The sequence below is a fragment of the Caulobacter sp. HJHS_5 genome (genome assembly GCF_056683955.1).
In genome coordinates, this window is sequence record NZ_JBWZNC010000003.1 from 126892 (window position 1) to 143603 (window position 16712).

A 16712-nucleotide genomic window follows, 5' to 3' on the forward strand; every position below is an offset into this window, starting at 1 on the left:
CAGGATCGACCCGGCATGACCGCCCCTGTCGATCCGCCTCGCCGTATCCAGAACACGCGCCGCTACCGTCGGCGCGCGGACGATCCCGCGCCGCACGACCTGGCGCCGGGAGAGACCACCGACACCCCGAACCTGCCGATGGCCAAGGGCGAGCCGACGCGCGAGGAGCGCCGCGCGCCCCGCCAGCCGGCCGTCGAGGCCAATGCTTCGGCCCTCGCGGCCCATCTGATCGGCCAGGAACACCGCCGTCGTGGCCTTCGCGGCGGCCAGCCGGTGCTGGACGAGGCCCGTATCCGCTATCTCGGCACGGAGTATTCCGGCCAGGCGGACCGCCGCCCGCGCGCCGGCCGCATCACCAAGACCGAGATCTAAAACATCCGGGCCGGGGGACCGCCGCTCTGGCGCCGGTCTTGCTTAACCGAAAGCAACCCTGTCGCTTTCGGACCGCCCCATGCTCGCGCTCGCCACCAAGATCTTCGACATCGCCGTCGTCGCCGTGATCTTCACGGTGCTGACCTAGGTCAGTCGCCCGAGCCGAAGTCGAGGTCCCGCCGGGAGGCGACGATGGTGACGATGAAGCCGGCCAGCACGTCGAGCAGCACCATCAGGGTGATCAGGAAGAACACCGAGGTGGCGAAGACCGGCGAAAGCAGGAACTCCACCAGGCAGACGATGAACAGCACCATCGACAGCGAATGGTTGATAATGGCGCTGCGCCGGCTGGTGGTCGATTTCAAAAGCTCGACGAACAGCACGATCAGCGAGGCGGCGAGCAGCAGGTCGCCCAGGCTGACCGGCCAGTTCGCGCCGTTCGGCATGTGAACCGTGAACATCTCCGCGGTCATGCGGACCTGAGCCGCCTCGGCCGCGAAGCCGCCGCCCGTCGTCAGGGCGATCAGGTTGTAGATCAGAACCGGCAGGACCAGCAGCGGCGCGGCGGCAAGCATGGTCGACCCCCTAGGAAACCCGCGCGAACCTAGACCTGTTTTCGCAATTTCGGGAAGCGGCCCTTAAGCCTCATCCCAGCCGCCCGGACTGCGGCCGCGTCGCTGCAGCCACATCACCCCGGTCATGTCGCCGAACGAAGCCCAGAGGCGGCCGAGGTTGTTGTATTTCGAGACCCCGGTCTGCCGCGGCCGGTGGTTCACCTTCTGGAACTCCACCCTGTAGCCCTCGCGCAGCATCATCGCCGGCAGGTAACGGTGCAGGTGGTCGAAGAACGGCAGCAGCAGGAAGGCGTCGCGGCGAAACGCCTTCAGGCCGCAGCCGGCGTCGTCGGTCTCGTCATGCAGCATGGCGCGACGCGCGGCGTTGGCGATGCGGGAGGCGTATTTCTTCGACCAATCGTCCTGCCGCTTGGCGCGCTCGCCGCCGATCAGCCCGACCTCCGGCCCGGCGGCCTTCAGCGCGAGAGCCAAACGCGGCGCGTCGGCGGGGTCGTTCTGGCCGTCGCCGTCCAGGGTGATGACGATGGGGGACCGGGCCGCCAGGACGCCGGTGCGCACCGCGCGGCTCTGGCCGGCGTTCTTGCGGTGGCCGAGCACGCGCAGCTGCGGCAGCTCGGCCTTGAGCGCGACCAGCCGGGCCTTGGTGTCGTCGCGGCTGGCGTCGTCGACGAAGATGATCTCGTGGCTCAAGCCCTGGAAAGCGGCCGCGATCTCGCGCGCCAGGGCCGGGGCGGCGCCGCTCTCGTCGAACACGGGGACGACGACGGAAAAGTCGGGAGCGGGGGCGTCTGCAGCGGCCATGGCCTCTCAATACCCGAAAAGTCGCCCCGGGCGAGACCGGGCTCGCGCGGCATCGTGACTTTGCAGGATGAGGATCGTGGTATCACGACGGCGATGAGCCACGCCCACCCGTTGCAGGACAAGTTCGACGACGCGATCTCCGCCCGAATCGATCGCTGGGCCCGGGGGTGGCGGGGCCCGCTGGCAGCCGCGCTGATCGCTCTTTTCGCCGGCCTGCCCGGGCTCTTCACCGTGCCGCCGCTGGATCGCGACGAAAGCCGCTTCGCCCAGGCCACGGCTCAGATGCTGGAGACGGGCGACCTGACCAGCATCAACTTCCAGGACTCGATGCGGGCCAAGAAGCCGGTGGGAATACACTGGCTGCAGGCCGCCAGCGTCAGCCTAGTCTCGGCCGCCGAGGATCGGCAAATCTGGGCCTTCCGCATCCCGAGCCTTCTCGGCGCCATGCTGGCCGCCGCCGCCTGCGCCTGGGGCGCGGCCGCCGCCTTCGGCCCGCGCACCGGTCTGATCGCCGGCGCCGTGCTCGGCGCCACCGCCCTGCTCTCGACCGAGGCCTTCATCGCCAAGACCGACGCCGTGCTCTGCGGCTTCGTCACCCTGGCCATGGCCGCCCTGGCCCGCCTCTATCTCGCTCAGCGCGGCGGCCCCGACGCCGGTCGGCGGGAACGTCTGTTGCTGTGGGTCGCCCTCGCCATGGCGACCCTGACCAAGGGGCCCGTCGCACCTTTCACCCTCGGCGGTTGCGTCGTCGCCCTCTGCGCCTGGGAGCGCGACGTCAAATGGCTGAAGAGCCTCGGCTGGGGCTGGGGGCTGATCATTCTGGCGGTCGCCGTCCTCCCCTGGTCGGCGGCGATCACCGTGACCACCGACGGCGCCTTCTGGACCACCGCCGTCGCCGGCGACATGGCGCCCAAGCTGGCCGGCGGCCAGGAGACCCACGGCGCCCCGCCCGGCTATCACCTGCTGGCCAGCGCGATGCTCGCCTTCCCGGCCACTCTGCTGCTGCCCGCCGCCGCCGTGGCCGCCTGGAGGGGCCGGCGCGACCCTGGCGTGCGCTTCGCCATCTGCTGGCTGGTCCCGATCTGGCTGATGTTCGAGATCCTGCCGACCAAGCTCGTGCACTATCCGCTGCCCGCCTACGGCGCCCTCGCCTGGCTGATCGCGGCCGCCCTGCGCGCGCCGCTCGGCCCTCGGGTTCGCTGGATCGGCGCCGGTCTCGGCCTGGCGGCGGGGCTGGTGTTCGCCGTGATCGCCGTCGTCGGCCTCTCGCGTTACGGCGACACCGGCGACATCACCTGGACGGCGGTGACCGCCGGCCTCTACGTCATCGCCGCCCTGGTCGGCGGCTATCTGGTGCTGCGGCGCGCGGCGGCCAGCGGCCTGGTGGCCGGCGGCCTACTCGGCGTCCTCGCGCATGCCGCCCTGATGGGCGGACTGATTCCGCACCTCGCGCCCCTGTGGCCCGGCGTCCGCGCCGCCCGCGCCCTGGCGGCGGCGGGACTGGCCCCGCTCAACGGCGCCCCGGGACCGGTCGCCGTCACCGGCTATGCCGAGCCGAGCCTGGTCTTCTCCCTGGGCACCGGAACCGCCCTGGTCGGCCCCGAGGCCGCCGCCGCCGCCGTCGCCCAAGGTCGGCCGGCCATCGTCGAGCAGCGGGAGGACGCGGCCTTCCGCGCCGCCCTGGCCGAGGACGGCCTCAGGCCGCGCGAGGCGGGAGCGGTGAGCGGCGTCAACTATTCCGAGGGCAAGGCGGTGACGCTCCGCCTCTACCGCGGCGAACCCCAGGCCCAGGCGCCGCCGTCCGCCGGCAACGCCAACGAGGTGGCTCCATGACCCGCTTCATCGAGATCGTCGAAGTCGGCCCGCGCGACGGGCTGCAGAACGAGGCCCTGACCCTGACGCCCGAGGAGCGGGTCGCCTTCATCCAGCGCCTCGAGGCGGCGGGCGCGCGGCGCATCGAGGCGGTGTCCTTCGTCAACCCCAGACGCGTGCCGCAGATGGCCGGCGCCGAGGACATCATGGCCGCCCTGCCGCCGACGCCGGGGCGCACGCGCATCGGCCTGGTCCTGAACGAACGCGGTTGGGATCGCTGCCTCGCCGCCGGCTGCGACGAGGCCAATGTCGTGGTCTGCGCGTCGGACGGCTTCGCCGTGAAGAACCAAGGCTCCACCGTCGCCGAGCAGGTCGCCATGCTGGGCGTCGTTGTCGGCCGCCGCGCCGCCGACGGCGGACCGCCGATCAGCCTGACGATTTCGGTCGCCTTCGGCGACCCCTTCGACGGCGAAGTGAGCGAGGCTCAGGTCGTCGACATCGCTCGCGAGGGCGCGCGCCTGGGCGTGCCGGAGATCGCGCTGGGCGACACCATCGGGGTCGCCGATCCCTGGACTGTCCGCCGCCGCATCGAAGCGGTGCGCGCCGCCGCGCCCGGCGTCCGCCTGCGCATGCACTTCCACGACACGCGCAACACCGCCCTGGCCAACGCCTTCGCGGCCGTCGAGGCCGGGGTGGAGGTGCTGGACGCCAGCGTCGGCGGCCTCGGCGGCTGCCCGTTCGCGCCCGGGGCCAGTGGCAATCTGGCCACCGAGGATCTGGTCTACATGCTGCGGCGCGCCGGGTTCGAGACCGGTTATGACCTGGCCGCCCTCATCGACGAGGGGCGGCGGATGCGCGAGCGGCTGGGGCGCGGGGGCGGCTCGGCGCTCGGGCGGGCGGGGGCCTGGCCCCGCGAGGGCTGATCTAGAACGGCGCGAAGGCGATGAGGCCGGCGGCGACGCCGGTCATGGCCAGCAGCAGCATGCCGGCGAGGGCGCGGGCCAAGGGAAACGGCTGACGCGGCAGGCGGGCGTTATCTTTCGAGATCAGGTCCTGGTTCAGATGCGGTCCCGGCATGGGGCGATCCTTCGGCTTCTAAAGCCAAGGTGCATCGCGCATGCCAAACGCTGTAGACGACGTCGCGTCGCACCCCCTGCGACGCTTTGGCGCCGGACTTGAGGGTTGAACTGGGGCCTCAGATCGGGCGGCCGGTGATCTTCCAGAGCGCCGGGCGGATCACCGCCGTGGCTATGATCAGCGGCGCCAGGATCGTCGCCAGCAGGAAGCGGTGCGGCTTGTCGGCCCGCTTCATGAAATAGCGCGCCAGGCCCACGCCCTTGTGGAACTCGACCCGCACCGGATGCTCGAGGCTGGTGTGGCCCAGGTGCACGACCTTGGCCCGCGGCTGGAACAACACCTCGCCGCCCATCTTCCGCGCCCGCCAGCAGAGATCGATGTCTTCCACGTGCAGGAAGTAACCCTCGTCGAAGCCGCCCATCCTCATGAAGTCGGCGCGGCGGCTGGCGAAGCACGCGCCGGAAATCGTCGGCATCGGCGCCACGCCGCGCGGCAGCGTCTCGTGCTCGCGGTGAATTTCGAAGCCCTTCAGCTTGCGGAAAGCCGCGGTCAGTTGGGCGAAGCTGAGCAGGGTGGTGATCGCGGTCACCTCGCCGCGACGGCCGCCGCGTTGCTCGGCGCCGTCGGCGTTGAGCACGCAGGCCCCGACGATGGTCGGCGCCGCGCGGCCCTTCAGGGCATTGGTCAGCATCTTCACGCAGTTATGCTGCAGGAAGGCGTCGGGGTTGACGAACACCAGGGTCTCGCCTCGCGCGGCGCGCGCGCCACGATTAGCGCCCTTGGCGAAGCCGACATTGCCATGGCCCTGGATCAGCAGCACCCGCGGCTCGCGGCGACCAAGCTCGCGCAGCATCTCCTCCTGCTCGGGCGGCGAGCCGTTGTCGACCACGACGAACTCATCGACCAACGGATCGGCCAGCACGTGGCGGATGCTCTCGGCCAGGGCCTCGCCCGTCCAATACACGACCATCACCACGCTCACCCGCGGCCGCGGGTGGTCCAACGCCGGGGCGTAGCTCAGTTCGGCGTGGGCGACGTGGCGGTTCATGCCGCCTCCATGGAGGCGTCGCGCAGATCCGGCGGCAGAGCTTCATCGACCAAGCGCGCGGCGGCCTCGTCGAGACCGAGAATCTGCTGACCCTCGCCGCCGAGACGGCGCAGCGCCACCTGCCGGGTCTCGGCTTCCTTGCGGCCGACCACCGCGATCACCGGGACCTTGGCGAGGCTGTGCTCGCGAATCTTGTAGTTGATCTTCTCATTACGCAGGTCGAGTTCGGCCCGCAGGCCCGCGGCCGTCAAGCGTTGGACGACCTCTCGCGCATAATCGTCGGCGTCTGACGTGATCGTGGCCACCACCACCTGCACCGGCGACAACCACAGCGGGAAGGCCCCGCCGTAATTTTCGATCAGGATGCCGATGAAGCGCTCGAAGGAGCCGAGGATCGCCCGGTGCAGCATGACGGGGCGCTGCTTGGAGCCGTCCTCGGCGATGTAGGTCGCATCCAGGCGCTCGGGCAGCACGTAGTCGAGTTGCAGGGTGCCGCAGGTCCATTCGCGGCCGATGGCGTCCTTGACGATGAAGTCGAGCTTGGGCGCGTAGAAGGCGCCGTCGCCCTCGGCGATCACCGCTTCGACGCCCGCCTGTTGGGCGGCTTCGGCCAGCATGGCCTCGGCCTTGTCCCAGAACGCGTCGGAGCCGGCGCGCAGCTCCGGCCGGGTCGCCAGGTTGATGCGATGGGTCGTCAGGCCGAGATCGCCGTGCACCAGGCGCGTCAGGCGCACGAACTTCGCCGTCTCGTCGACGATCTGGTCTTCGCGGCAGAAGATGTGGGCGTCGTCCTGGGTGAAGCCGCGCACGCGCATCAGGCCGAGCAGCGATCCCGAAGGCTCGTAGCGGTGGCAGGCGCCGAACTCGGCCATGCGCAACGGCAGGTCGCGGTAGGACTTCTGGCCGAACTTGAACACCTGCACGTGGCCCGGGCAGTTCATCGGCTTCAGGGAGAGGGTCTCGCCCTCCACCGTTTCGCAAACGAACATGTTCTCGCGGTACTTGTCCCAGTGGCCCGAGGCCTCCCAGAACGAGCGGTCGAGCACCTGGGGCGTCTTGACCTCGTCATAGCCGGCGGCGTCGAGCCGGCGGCGCATGTAGGCTTCCAGGGTGCGCCACAGCTGCCAGCCCTTGGCGTGCCAGAACACCATGCCCCGGCCTTCTTCCTGCATGTGGAAGAGGTCCATGGCGCGACCGAGCTTGCGGTGATCGCGCTTCTCGGCCTCTTCGATGCGGTGCAGATAGGCTTCGAGGTCGGCTTCGCTGGCCCAGGCCGTGCCGTAGATGCGCTGCAGCTGGGCGTTGTTGCTGTCGCCGCGCCAGTAGGCGCCCGCCAGCTTGGTCAGCTTGAACGCCTTGCCGACGAACTTGGTCGAGGGCAGGTGCGGCCCGAGGCACAAGTCCTTCCAGGCGCCCTGGAAGTAGAGGCTGATCGGCTCGCTCTCCGGCAGGTCGCGAATGATCTCGGCCTTGTAGACCTCGCCGATGCTCTCGAAATGGGCGATGGCCTCGTTACGGTCCCACACTTCGCGACGGATCGGCTCGTCACGGTCGACGATCTCGCGCATGCGCTTTTCGATGGTCGCCAGGTCGTCGAGCGAGAACGGCTCGTCGCGGGCGAAGTCGTAATAGAAGCCGTCCTCGATGGCCGGGCCGATCGTCACCTGGGTGCCGGGAAATAGCTCCTGCACGGCCTCGGCCAGCACGTGGCTGGCGTCGTGACGGATGGTGTCCAGCACGTCGGGCGCGTCGCGGGTCAGGATCTCGAACCTGCCGCCGGCCTCCAGCGGGCGCTTCAGGTCCAGCAGCTTGCCGTCCACGCGCACCAGCACGGCCTTCTTGGCCAGCGAGGGCGAGATGCCGGCCGCAATCTCGGCGCCGGTGGTTCCTTCGGCGAAGCTGCGCCGCGATCCATCCGGAAACTCGAGTTCGATCATCCGTCACACTTCAGCTTGGCCCGTCTCGGCGCGGGCGCCGGCACGGGATCGTATCCCCAACCACCCCATGGACCGCACCGGCAGAGCCGCCGAGCAGCCAGCCAGGACCCGCGCAGCGGCCCATGATCGATCATCGCCTGGGCGGCATACTGCGAGCATGTGGGCAAAAAGCGGCACTGTCGGCCGATCAGCGGCGACAACGTCGACTTGTAGGCCCAGAGCGCCCCGCGGATGAGGCGCTCGTAGATGCGGACCGCCATGGGACGGGCTCCCCAATCAGGCGAGCCGCCTGCCCTAGCACGGTCATCCGCGCGACGCCAACCCGCCTGGGTTGAACGCATGAGGGCGCGATGGAAACGGTTTCCGACCGTGGCGCCGACGCCAACCCGGCGGATGAGGATCGGCGGAACGCGGGTCGCGAGGCCGGCGTCAGCCTCGCGCCGCCCTGGGCTGAGGCGCGGCCTGGATCAGATGCGCCGCCTCGACCACGGCCTCGAACGCCAGCAGGGTCGAGGCGTGGCGCGCCGGATATTCGCGGATCGCCGCGAGGTCCGAGAGGGCGGCGAACCGCTGCGGCGGGGTCGCTTCACCGCCGGCCAGCAGGGTGCGCAGGGTATCGCGGCCGGCTTCGAGCTCAGCCACCGAGGCGCCCAGAACGCCCTCGCCGAGCACGCCGGCGGCCGCCTGGCCAAGGGCGCAGGCCTTCACCTCCTGGGCGAAGTCGGCGACGCGGTCGCCGTCGAGCACGAGGTCTACCTTCACCCGGCTGCCGCACAGCCGCGAGGTCTTCTCGACGCTGGCCTGGGGCGCGGGTAGCGATCCCAGGTGGGGGATATTGGCCGCCAGGGTCAGAACCCGGCCGGAATAGAGGTCGTCGATCACTTCGAGCCCGGAGCCTTGACGCCCCCGAGCGGCTTCATGCCGAGGGGCTTAGGCGCATATTGGTTCAAGGGCATCGGCTTCAAGACCGTCTTCTTCTTGGCCGCCGCCGAAGGCGCGGGCTCGGCGGTCTCGACCGGAGCGGCCGTTTCCGGCGCGGCCGGCGCCGCGACCGCACGCTGCACCGCCGCCTCGCGCAGGGCCTCGCCCATGGCCAGGAAGCCGGCGCGCAGGGCCCGGCGCTCCTTCTTGGCGATGCGGTCGCCCAGGAAGCCGCCGAACAACTCGCCCACCGAGAAGATGCAGCTGGTCGCCGTCAGCGGCTCGATCTCCATGTAGCGCACGCTGCGGGCCCAGCCTCGGGCGTGGGTGCGAGCGATATGGATTTGCTCATAGGGCACCCAGTCGGCGACGACGCCCTCGATGGTCTCCACCGGGCGGCCTTCCAGGCGCTGCTCCAGCCGGATCGGCGCATTGATGCCGAGCTTGCCCTCGACGCGCGGGTGCAGGGGGTTCCAGTCCTTCCAGCCCTCGAGGTCGGCCAGCACGTCCCACACCTGCTCCTGCGAGAGGGGGATGCCGACCCGTTCTTCGACCTTCGTCGCCATCACGCGGGCTCCTTCAGACGCCAGGTGGCCCCGGCCGGGCCGTCCATCACCACAACGCCGAGCGCATCGAGTTCGCCCCGGATGGCGTCGGCTTTCGGCCAATCCTTGGCGGCGCGGGCGGCCACGCGCTGTTCCAGCAACACCTCGACCTTGGCCCGCAGATCGTCGTCCGCCGCCCCGGCGAACCAGGCGTCGGGCGCGGCCGACAGGAAACCCATCAGCTTGCCGGCGGCCAGCAGGTCGGCCTTGGCGGCGGCCCGTTCGGCGCCCTTCGACAGCTCCAGCGTCTTGGCCAGGGCGAAGAGTTCGGCATAGGCCTTCGGCGTATTGAGATCGTCGCTCAGGGCTTCGACCACGGCGGCCGGCGGCTCGCCCTCTCCGACCTCGACGTCCTGCACGCGCTGCAGGGCGCCGTAGAGCCGGTCGAGATTGCGGCGGCTCTGCTCGATCAGCTCCGGCGTCCAGTCGAGGGGCGCACGGTAGTGACCGCTGAGCAGGGCCCAGCGCAGCACCTCGCCGGGGACGGTCTTCAGCAGGTCGTGGGGGATCACGACGTTGCCGAGGCTCTTGCTCATCTTCTCCCCCGACATGTCGAGGAAGCCGTTGTGCATCCAGTAGCGGGCGTAGCTGTCGGTCCCGTGGGCGCAGCGGCCCTGGGCCAACTCGTTCTCATGGTGCGGGAAGACGAGGTCGATGCCGCCGCCGTGGATGTCGATGGGCAGGCCAAGTTGCGCCTCGATCATCGCCGAGCACTCGATGTGCCAGCCGGGGCGACCAGCGCCCCAGGGGCTCTCCCACACCGGCTCGCCGGGCTTGGACGGCTTCCACAGCACGAAGTCGGCGGCGTGACGCTTATAGGGGGCGACCTCGACGCGGGCGCCGGCGATCATCTCGTCGAGGTTACGGCCCGAAAGCTGGCCGTATTCCGGGAACGCCTGGGTGTCGAACAGCACATGGCCTTCGGCGGCATAGGCGCAGCCGCGCTCCACCAACTGGCCGATCTGGGCCTGCATGGCGGCGATGTGGTCGGTGGCGTGCGGCTCCAGCGTCGGGCGCAGGGCGCCCAGCGCATCCATGTCGGCGTGATAGGCCTCGAGATAGCGATCGGTGATCACCTTGATGCCGACGCCTTCCTCGGCGGCCTTCTTGTTGATCTTGTCGTCCACGTCCGTGACGTTGCGGGCGTAGACCACCGCCTTGTCGCCATAGGTCTGGCGCAGCAGGCGGAAGAGAACGTCGAACACCACGACGGGGCGGGCATTGCCGATGTGGGCGTAGCCGTAAACCGTCGGCCCGCAGACATACATCGTCACCCGCGAAGGATCGGCCGGTTGGAAAGCGCGCTTTTCGCGCGTCATGGTGTCGTAAAGCTTGAGCATCAGATCGCTGGGAACTTGCCGGGTGCGGCTTGGGTCCCATATAGCGGGACGTCCCTCGACTGGCCACGTCCTGGGGAGAAGCTCCTTGGGTGGAGCGAATCCCCCGCCCTGACCGTTCTCGGATGTGAAGGGTGGCACGCGTCATCCCGGGGCCATCGTCCCGGCGCAACTCAGCCCTTGGACCTCTCAGACATGGATGCCTACGCCCGCGACCGCGACCAGATCGGCGCCGACCTCAATCCCATCGCCCGCCCGAGCCGCGAACAGGCCGAGGAGGCCGTCCGCACCCTGATCGCCTGGGCCGGGGACGACCCCCGCCGCGAAGGCCTGCTCGACACCCCCGGTCGCGTGGTCGAGGCCTACGAGGAGTGGTTCAAGGGCTACACCGGCGATCCGGCCGTCGAACTGTCGCGCACCTTCGAGGACGTGCAGGGCTACGACGACATGGTGATGCTGCGCGGCATCGAGGTGGAAAGCTTCTGCGAGCACCATATGGCGCCGTTCATCGGCAAGGCGCACGTGGCCTACATGCCGACGGGCCGCGTGGTCGGCCTCTCCAAGCTGGCCCGCCTGGTCGAAATCTTCTCCAAGCGCCTGCAGACGCAGGAGACCCTGACCCAGCAGGTGATCGACGCGATGGACGACGTGCTGCGCCCGGCCGGCTCGGCGGTGATGATCGAGGCCGTGCACCAGTGCATGTCGACGCGCGGTGTGAAACACCGGGACGTCAGCACCATCACCACCCAGTTCACCGGCGTCTTCAAGACCGACAGGCAACTGCAGCAGCGGTTCCTCGACCTGACGAACCGGAAGTAGGGGCGGCCCTTAGCCTTCCGTCACCCCGCCGCCCTCGGCGATCGGCTTGTTCTTCGGCGGCGCTTCCGGACCGGTCGGGCGGTGCACCAGGGTGACCAGCACCCAGCTGAGCAGCATCAGCAGGTACCAGGCGCCTAGCTTCTGGATCGAGACCAGCCGCCAGCCCTCGCGCTGATCGGGATAGACCCAGGCCGAGGTCAGGGTTCCGAGGTTCTCGGCGAACCAGATGAACAGGCTGACCAGCACCAGGCCGAGGATCACCGGCATGCGGCGCGGCCTGTCGTCCGGCGTGAACTGGAACCACGAGCGCCAGAAGATCAGCGCGGAGAAGGCGTAGAGGCCGAGGCGGATGTCCGGCAGGTAGTGATGGGTGAAGAAGTTGACGTAGGCGCCGACGGCCAGCACCCAGGTCGTCCACTCCGGCGGGTAACGGATGAAGCGGATGTCGAACAGGCGGGTGATACGGGCGATGTAGCTGCCGATGCAGGCGTACATGAAGCCGCTGAACAGCGGCACGCCGCCGATCCGCAGGAGGCTGGGCTCGGGATAGATCCACGAGCCGTGGGCGGTCTTGAACACCTCCATGATCGTGCCGACGACATGGAAGAGCAGGATCACCAGCGCTTCGTCCCATCGCTCCAGCCGAAACAGCAGCAGCCCCGCCTGAATGGCCAGCGAGGCGACGACCAGGAAGTCGTAGCGCGCGACCGGCGCATCGTCCGGCCACCACAGGTGGGTGGAAACGATCAGGACCAGCATCAGCCCGCCGAAGATGCAGGCGAAGGCCTGCTTCAGACCGAACAGCAGGAACTCGTAGGCCCAGGACCGCCAGCGGCTCCCACGCGCCCACGGCCGCGCCCAGGCGTCGAGGGCGACGACCCGCCCCTGGGCCCAGGCGTTGAGGTTGGCGACCCGCGACATGCGGCGCGAGGCTAGCGAAGGGCCGCGCCAGGGGCCATACAGCAACGCATGACCTTTCCTCACGCTCACGACAAACACGAACTGGAGCGGGGAACGACGCTCGCCCCACGGTTCGACGCCAATGGCCTGATCGCCGCGGTGGCCACCGACGCCGACAGCGGCGAGGTGCTGATGCTGGCCTGGATGAACGCCGAGGCCCTGGAGAAGACCCTGGCGACCGGCGAGGCGCATTACTTCAGCCGCTCGCGCAATGCCTTGTGGAAAAAAGGCGAGACCAGCGGCCAGGTGCAGACGCTGGTCGAATTACGGATCGACTGCGACCAGGACGCCGTTTGGATCAAGGTGCGGCCGCAAGGCGACGGCGGCGCCTGCCACGTGGGCTTCCGCAGCTGCTTCTATCGCGTCGCCGAAGACGGAAAGCTGATCGAACGTCCGGAGTGACCCGCCGATGATCCCCAGAGCCCTGCCCATCGTCGCCCTGCTCGCCCTCGCCGCCTGCGGGCGGTCCGAACCCGCCAAGGCCCCGGAGGCCGCGGCGCCCGCTCAGGAATCGGCTCAGGCGCCGCCTGCCGCCCCACCCGTCGATCCCGCGGCGGCGGCCTTCGAGGCCCGCTACACGCCGGCGTACAATAGCTGCCTCAACAGTGGCGAGGCGGCCGCCGGCGTCACCACCGCCATGGTCGAATGCATCGCCGCCGAGCTGAAGGTTCAGGACGACAAGCTGAATTTTCAGTACGCCGCCGCCATGCACAGGCTGCCGGCGGAAGAGGAGCTGAAGCTGCGCGACGTTCAGCGCCAGTGGATCAAGGACCGCGACGCCAAGTGCCGGGCGGCGGCCAGCAGCGGCGGCAGCATCGACCGCCTCAACGGCCCGTCCTGTCTGCTGGACGAAACCATCCTGCGGACCATGGACCTCGAACGTCTCGGCTGACGTCGGTCTGATTTCATACTCAAGGCCATTCAGGAGGCTGACCGCCGATGCGGCCGGAGGATATCGAGGGCGATTTCGACGAGGAGGCGGCGCCGCACGGCCTGCGGATCGTAACCGTGACGCCGGAGCTGGCCGGCCAGCGCGCCGACAAGGCCCTGGCGAGCCTGCTGCCCGAGCTGTCGCGCGCGCGCGTCCAGGCCCTGATGGCGCTCGACTGCATAAGCTTCGACGAAAGGCCGGTGCGCGATCCCTCGGCCAAGATCGCCGTCGGCGACTGGCGCGTCGACATCCCGCCGGCCGCCCCGGCTGAGCCGGCCGCCGAGGCGATCCCGCTCGCCGTCCTGTTCGAGGACGCCCACCTGATCGTCGTCGACAAGCCGGCCGGCATGGCCGCGCATCCAGGACCGGGCACGGAAAGCGGCACCCTGGTCAACGCCCTGCTGCATCACTGCGGCGACAGCCTCTCCGGCATCGGCGGCGTCGCCCGGCCGGGCATCGTCCACCGCCTGGACAAGGACACCTCGGGGGTGATGGTCGCCGCCAAGACCGACGCCGCCCATCAGGGGCTCTCGGCCCTGTTCGCCGCCCACGATATCGAACGCGCCTACGTCGCCCTGGTGCGCGGCGCCCCGCGCCCGGCGAAGGGCACGGTGGAGACCCGCATCGGCCGCTCGACCCACGACCGCAAGAAGATGGCGGTGCTCAAGACCGGAGGCCGCGAGGCGATCACCCACTATACGACCCAGGCGACTTTCGGCCCGCAGGACAAGCCGCTGGCCGCCCGCGTGATCTGCCGCCTCGAGACCGGCCGCACCCATCAGATCCGTGTGCATATGAGCCATCTCGGCCATCCCTGCCTGGGCGATCCGGTCTACGGCTCGGGCGCGCCGGCCCTGGCGGTGCGCGCCGCCATCGAGACGTCGGGCCTGGAGCGTCAGGCCCTGCACGCCGCCGTGCTCGGCTTCGTGCACCCGATCACCGGCGAATCCTTGCGTTTCGAAAGCCCCCTGCCCGAAGATATGGCCGCCCTGGAGGCGGCGCTTTCAGAGCTCTAGGAGATTCCGATGAGCCAGGCCCCGACCGACAAACCCACCGATCCCGGCGTGCTTGCCGCCCTGACCGCCCGCAACGAAGACACGCTGCCCGGTCACATGGGCATCGAATGGCTGCACGCCGAGAAGGGTCTGATGCGGGGCCGCATCGCCTTGAAGCCGCATCACATGGCCCCCAACGGCTTCCTGCACGCCGCGACCGTGATCGCCCTCGCCGACACCGCCTGCGGCTACGGTTGCTTCCTGGCGATGCCGGAGGGCGGAGTGAACTTCACCACCATCGAGCTGAAGTCGAACTTCCTCGGCACCGCCCGCGAGGGCGCCATCGTCGCCGAGGCCAAGCTGATCCACGGCGGGAAATCGACCCAGGTGTGGGACGCGACCATCACCGACGAGACCACCAACCGGCCCATCGCCCTCTTCCGCTGCACTCAGATGATCCTGCGAGCCAAGACCTAAGGGTCGTTCAGCCGATCGCGTGCAGTCCGGCGCCCTCGCGCTTGAGCCAGGCGCGCTGCCGGCGGTGATCGCCGACCAGCTCGTCGACGATAGCCCAGAAGCGCGGCCCGTGATTGGCCTCGATCAGGTGGGCGCATTCATGGGCCACCAGGTAGTCGACCACGTCCGGCGGCGCGAGCGCCACGCGCCAGTTGTAGCGGATCTGCGCCGGCGCCCCCGGCCGAGCCTGGCGGCAGGAGCCCCAGCGGGCGCGCGGATCGGCGACCGCGATCTTCAACGGCGGCTGGCCGAGGCGCAGGCGAACCGCGTCGGTGCGCTCGGTGAAGCCGGCCAGGGCGGCGCGCTTGAGCGTGCGGACCACGGCGGCGCGCCAGGCCTCGCCCTCCCCTGGAGCGATCAGCCGGCCGAGCGGATCGAGCCGCGCCCGTCCAGGGGCCTGGGCCAGGACGATGGGCCGGCCGAACAGGCAGAGCGCGTCGCCCGGCGCCAGCGGCCGGACGGCGGGCAGCGCGCCCATCTGGGCCGCGATCCAGTCGGCGCGCTCACGGGCGAAGGCGGCGGCCTCGGGCAGGCGGGAAAGGCGCGGCGCGGTGGCGACCACATGGCCGCCGACCCGGTCGACCCGCAGCGACACGCGGCGGGCGCGGGCATTGACCTTCAGGACCACCGGATGGCCGGCGATCTCGAGGCGATCACCGGCGGTCAGCGTCGGCTTGGCGGGGCGGAAGAGACTCACCCCGCCAGTGTAGCAGAGGTCAGGCCTTGGCCTTCACCACGTTGGGGTCGCACCTGAAGATGAAGTCACGCACCCGCGGATAGATGTCCTCGCGGAACCGGCGACCGTTGAACACCCCGTAGTGACCGACCTTCGGAGCCACATAGAGCTCCTTCAGGGACGAAGGCACGTTCGGCGTAAGCCCGTGGGCGGCTTGGGTCTGTCCGACGCCCGAGATGTCGTCGTTCTCGCCCTCGACGGTCATCACGCCGATGTCGGTGATCTTGCCCGGATCGACGAGGCGGCCGTGGTGCTCAAGCTCGCCGAGCGGCAGCAGATAGCGCTGGAACACCTTGTCGATGGTCTGCAGGTAGAACTCTTCGGTCAGGTCGAGCACCGACAGATACTCGTCGTAGAATTCGCGGTGCTTTTCGGCGCTGTCGCCGTCGCCGTCGACCAGCTGCTGGAAATAGCGCTCGTGCGCCTCCTGGTGCTTCTGGGCGTTCATCGACATGAACGACGCCAGCTGCACGAAGCCCGGATAGACCCGCCGCAGGGCGCCGGGATACGGCGGCGGCACGGTGTGGATCATGTTGTCGCCGAACCAGGTGAACGGCTTGGTCTCGGCCAGCTTGTTGGTCACCGTCGGCGACAGGCGCGCGTCGATCGGCGAGCCCATGAAGGTCATGCTCGAGGGGCGCGAGGGATCGCCGTCCTCGGCCATCAGGGCGGCGGCGGCCAGCACCGGCGGTCCAGGCTGGCAGACGGCCACCACGCTCGGGCGGGGGCCGAGCACCTGCAACATCGAGCGGATGTGGTCGATGAAGTCGTGGAAGTCGAACCGCCCCTCGGTCATCGGCACGTCGCGGGCGTTCTTCCATTCCGTGACGAATACCGAGTGATCCGGCAGGAAGCCTTCCACCGTGCCGCGCAGCAGCGTGGCGTAGTGGCCTGAGAGCGGCGCGACGATCAGCACGGCCGGATCGAGAGCGAACTTGCCGGCCCGGCGCATGTCGCTGGTGTCGCGATCGAACTGGGTCAGGGTGCACCAGGGCGATTCCCACACCGGCGTCGGGCGCACCCGCACCTCGGTCTGGTTGATCATCACCTTGTCGATGTTCCACTCGGGCTTGCCGTAGCGGCGGGTGACGTCGGCGAACAGTTCGGCGCCGGCATACATCGTGCGGCCGAAACGAGTGTTCTGGGCTGGGTTCAGCGACGAGCCCCAGAAGTCGCGCGCGGCTCGGGCCGCGAACCTCATCGGTGTCGCGCCGTAGTAGGCGGCCTCGTGCATGGCGTAGAGCATGGTTCATCCCATCCCGTTGCTGCG

Annotated in this window: 20 protein-coding genes; 8 read left to right on the plus strand and 12 right to left on the minus strand. The window is 69.6% G+C overall.

Annotated features, from left to right (window positions below):
• Positions 1–15 precede the first annotated feature (15 nt).
• Positions 16–372: a hypothetical protein gene (locus ACFLIT_RS06800; protein WP_479910454.1), complete on the plus strand. Its 357-nt coding sequence runs from the start codon at positions 16–18 to the stop codon at positions 370–372.
• 149 nt (positions 373–521) lie between these two features.
• Here ACFLIT_RS06800 and ACFLIT_RS06805 read toward each other — a convergent pair whose 3' ends face one another.
• Positions 522–947 carry a hypothetical protein gene (locus ACFLIT_RS06805; protein ID WP_479910455.1) on the minus strand — a complete coding sequence of 142 codons (426 nt, stop codon included), beginning with the start codon at positions 945–947 and terminating at the stop codon, positions 522–524.
• Positions 948–1010: 63 nt separating this feature from the next.
• Entirely contained in the window at positions 1011–1748 is a 738-nt protein-coding gene (locus tag ACFLIT_RS06810) for a glycosyltransferase family 2 protein (RefSeq protein WP_479910456.1), read from the minus strand.
• Between the two features lie 93 nt (positions 1749–1841).
• Between ACFLIT_RS06810 and ACFLIT_RS06815 the strand changes: the two genes are divergently transcribed.
• Together ACFLIT_RS06815 and ACFLIT_RS06820 are read left to right on the plus strand one after the other, a co-directional pair.
• Complete coding sequence (locus tag ACFLIT_RS06815; protein WP_479910457.1) at positions 1842–3581, plus strand: ArnT family glycosyltransferase; 1740 nt, start codon at positions 1842–1844, stop codon at positions 3579–3581.
• Positions 3578–4483 carry a hydroxymethylglutaryl-CoA lyase gene (locus tag ACFLIT_RS06820; protein WP_479910458.1) on the plus strand — a complete coding sequence of 302 codons (906 nt, stop codon included), beginning with the start codon at positions 3578–3580 and terminating at the stop codon, positions 4481–4483. The genes ACFLIT_RS06815 and ACFLIT_RS06820 overlap by 4 nt, the downstream gene beginning before the upstream one ends.
• A 1-nt stretch (position 4484) precedes the next feature.
• On the opposite strand, the gene ACFLIT_RS06825 is transcribed toward ACFLIT_RS06820, so the two are convergent.
• The 7 genes from ACFLIT_RS06825 to cysS all read right to left on the minus strand — a co-directional run bounded on the left by ACFLIT_RS06825 (position 4485) and on the right by cysS (position 10491).
• On the minus strand, positions 4485–4637 hold the full coding sequence (locus ACFLIT_RS06825) for a hypothetical protein (RefSeq protein WP_479910459.1): 153 nt from the start codon (positions 4635–4637) through the stop codon (positions 4485–4487).
• A gap of 118 nt (positions 4638–4755) precedes the next feature.
• Positions 4756–5685: a glycosyltransferase family 2 protein gene (locus ACFLIT_RS06830; RefSeq protein WP_479910460.1), complete on the minus strand. Its 930-nt coding sequence runs from the start codon at positions 5683–5685 to the stop codon at positions 4756–4758.
• On the minus strand, positions 5682–7622 hold the full coding sequence (thrS, locus tag ACFLIT_RS06835; RefSeq protein WP_479910461.1) for a threonine--tRNA ligase: 1941 nt from the start codon (positions 7620–7622) through the stop codon (positions 5682–5684). Before thrS ends, ACFLIT_RS06830 begins: the two co-directional genes overlap by 4 nt.
• Positions 7619–7882 (minus strand): membrane protein insertion efficiency factor YidD, encoded by a 264-nt coding sequence (gene yidD, locus ACFLIT_RS06840; RefSeq protein WP_479910462.1) that lies wholly within the window; start codon positions 7880–7882, stop codon positions 7619–7621. Before yidD ends, thrS begins: the two co-directional genes overlap by 4 nt.
• Positions 7883–8051: 169 nt before the next feature.
• Positions 8052–8504: an iron-sulfur cluster assembly scaffold protein gene (locus ACFLIT_RS06845; protein WP_479910463.1), complete on the minus strand. Its 453-nt coding sequence runs from the start codon at positions 8502–8504 to the stop codon at positions 8052–8054.
• Positions 8501–9109 carry an SRPBCC family protein gene (locus tag ACFLIT_RS06850; RefSeq protein WP_479910464.1) on the minus strand — a complete coding sequence of 203 codons (609 nt, stop codon included), beginning with the start codon at positions 9107–9109 and terminating at the stop codon, positions 8501–8503. The genes ACFLIT_RS06845 and ACFLIT_RS06850 overlap by 4 nt, the downstream gene beginning before the upstream one ends.
• A complete protein-coding gene (gene cysS / locus ACFLIT_RS06855) occupies positions 9109–10491 on the minus strand; it encodes a cysteine--tRNA ligase (RefSeq protein WP_479910754.1) in 1383 nt (460 codons plus the stop codon). Before cysS ends, ACFLIT_RS06850 begins: the two co-directional genes overlap by 1 nt.
• A 189-nt stretch (positions 10492–10680) precedes the next feature.
• On the opposite strand from cysS, the gene folE reads away from it, so the two are divergent.
• Complete coding sequence (gene folE, locus ACFLIT_RS06860; protein ID WP_479910465.1) at positions 10681–11304, plus strand: GTP cyclohydrolase I FolE; 624 nt, start codon at positions 10681–10683, stop codon at positions 11302–11304.
• Between the two features lie 9 nt (positions 11305–11313).
• On the opposite strand, the gene ACFLIT_RS06865 is transcribed toward folE, so the two are convergent.
• Positions 11314–12225, minus strand: coding sequence for a DUF817 domain-containing protein (locus ACFLIT_RS06865; RefSeq protein ID WP_479910466.1), 912 nt, complete (start codon positions 12223–12225; stop codon positions 11314–11316).
• A gap of 48 nt (positions 12226–12273) precedes the next feature.
• Between ACFLIT_RS06865 and hisI the strand changes: the two genes are divergently transcribed.
• Genes hisI through ACFLIT_RS06885 form a run of 4 tightly spaced genes read left to right on the plus strand, consistent with a single transcriptional unit; the run spans position 12274 to position 14667 of the window.
• A complete protein-coding gene (hisI, locus tag ACFLIT_RS06870; RefSeq protein WP_479910467.1) occupies positions 12274–12666 on the plus strand; it encodes a phosphoribosyl-AMP cyclohydrolase in 393 nt (130 codons plus the stop codon).
• 7 nt (positions 12667–12673) lie between these two features.
• Entirely contained in the window at positions 12674–13156 is a 483-nt protein-coding gene (locus ACFLIT_RS06875; protein WP_479910468.1) for a lysozyme inhibitor LprI family protein, read from the plus strand.
• A 47-nt stretch (positions 13157–13203) separates the two neighbouring features.
• Positions 13204–14211 (plus strand): RluA family pseudouridine synthase, encoded by a 1008-nt coding sequence (locus tag ACFLIT_RS06880; RefSeq protein ID WP_479910469.1) that lies wholly within the window; start codon positions 13204–13206, stop codon positions 14209–14211.
• 9 nt (positions 14212–14220) lie between these two features.
• A complete protein-coding gene (locus ACFLIT_RS06885) occupies positions 14221–14667 on the plus strand; it encodes a PaaI family thioesterase (protein WP_479910470.1) in 447 nt (148 codons plus the stop codon).
• Between the two features lie 7 nt (positions 14668–14674).
• Here the strand turns inward: ACFLIT_RS06885 and ACFLIT_RS06890 are convergent, their stop codons facing one another.
• Both ACFLIT_RS06890 and ACFLIT_RS06895 read right to left on the minus strand, forming a co-directional pair.
• Positions 14675–15403 carry a M48 family metallopeptidase gene (locus ACFLIT_RS06890; RefSeq protein ID WP_479910471.1) on the minus strand — a complete coding sequence of 243 codons (729 nt, stop codon included), beginning with the start codon at positions 15401–15403 and terminating at the stop codon, positions 14675–14677.
• Positions 15404–15422: 19 nt separating this feature from the next.
• Positions 15423–16688 (minus strand): polyhydroxyalkanoate depolymerase, encoded by a 1266-nt coding sequence (locus tag ACFLIT_RS06895; RefSeq protein ID WP_479910472.1) that lies wholly within the window; start codon positions 16686–16688, stop codon positions 15423–15425.
• Positions 16689–16712: the final 24 nt, after the last annotated feature.